This window comes from Gordonia sp. GONU, assembly GCF_024733855.1.
GTDB classification, from domain to species: domain Bacteria; phylum Actinomycetota; class Actinomycetes; order Mycobacteriales; family Mycobacteriaceae; genus Gordonia; species Gordonia amicalis.
Genome location: NZ_JANRHB010000087.1, coordinates 1 through 921, shown reverse-complemented (window position 1 = coordinate 921; position 921 = coordinate 1). Strand labels below are relative to the sequence as shown.

The following is a 921-nucleotide window of genomic DNA, read 5'->3' as shown; positions in this document are numbered from 1 at the left end:
ACGAAAACAGTGGTCTTGGCGCCCTTCTCACCGAACGCACCACCCATCTGATCGAGTGCTTGAAACGATGGAACCCCAGCAGGGATCGGATCAACAGACTGCTGCCGCACCACCGTCTCCAGCTGGGGAAACAGTATCGCCAAGACGATACCCACAGCCACCCACGCCCCGATGACGAGGAATCTGTGCGCCAAGGTGAACCGTGCCAACCGCCCCAATGTCGTGCTGTACTCGCTGCGTTCCGCCAACCGGCGCGCCGCCAAGCGCCCACCACTTGGACGTTGGACCACCATACGCAGCACCTCACCCTCGACCCAGCCCGTCTACGAAACCGACGGTATCGTTACGGTACTAGCAGTACCGTAGATGGGGAAGGAGGTCAGGAGGTTTGGTGTCGCCGGTGGGCCATGAGGAAATCGTCGACAAGCTGTTCGAGATCGCCAACGGTCATCGACCGAATGCCCGTGAGCTTGGCAAAGACAAGGGGGCCCGCCAGTTGAGTGACTGCCATGGTCAAATCGAGGTCGCCGAGCTCCGCCGTGGCCACGTCACTCGTCAAAACTCGATCGAATGGTTCTCGATACTGCTCGACGACTCGACGACGCAGTGGCGCGAGCGCGTTCTGATCCCCGTCGGATTGCCCGGATTGCCGGGGCTGCTCGGGAAGCATTGCCAACCATGCCAGCGTCGTCAACTGCAGCGGTGCCTGCTCAATAAGCTCAGCCTGCCGCTGCATCAGCTTCAGCAGGTCATCACGGATCGACGTCGTCGTCTCGGGGGTCTCGGCCTGAGGCAACAATCGCTCGAAGGCAGCCGCCACCAGATCTGTGGAGCTCTCGAAGTGACGATACAAGGTGGTGCGAGCAACACGAGACAGTCGAGTGACCGCCTCCACGGTAACGGCTTCGACCCCGCCACTGT

2 protein-coding genes are annotated in these 921 nt (G+C 61.1%); both read right to left on the bottom strand.

Annotated elements, in window-relative coordinates; translation table 11 throughout:
• Positions 1 to 293, bottom strand: a 293-nt coding sequence (locus NWF34_RS25270; RefSeq protein WP_258326401.1) for a hypothetical protein, incomplete at its 3' end; no start/stop codon positions are given.
• An 86-nt stretch (positions 294 to 379) separates the two neighbouring features.
• The coding region (locus NWF34_RS25265) for a TetR/AcrR family transcriptional regulator (protein ID WP_258326400.1) at positions 380 to 921 on the bottom strand (542 nt) is incomplete at its 5' end.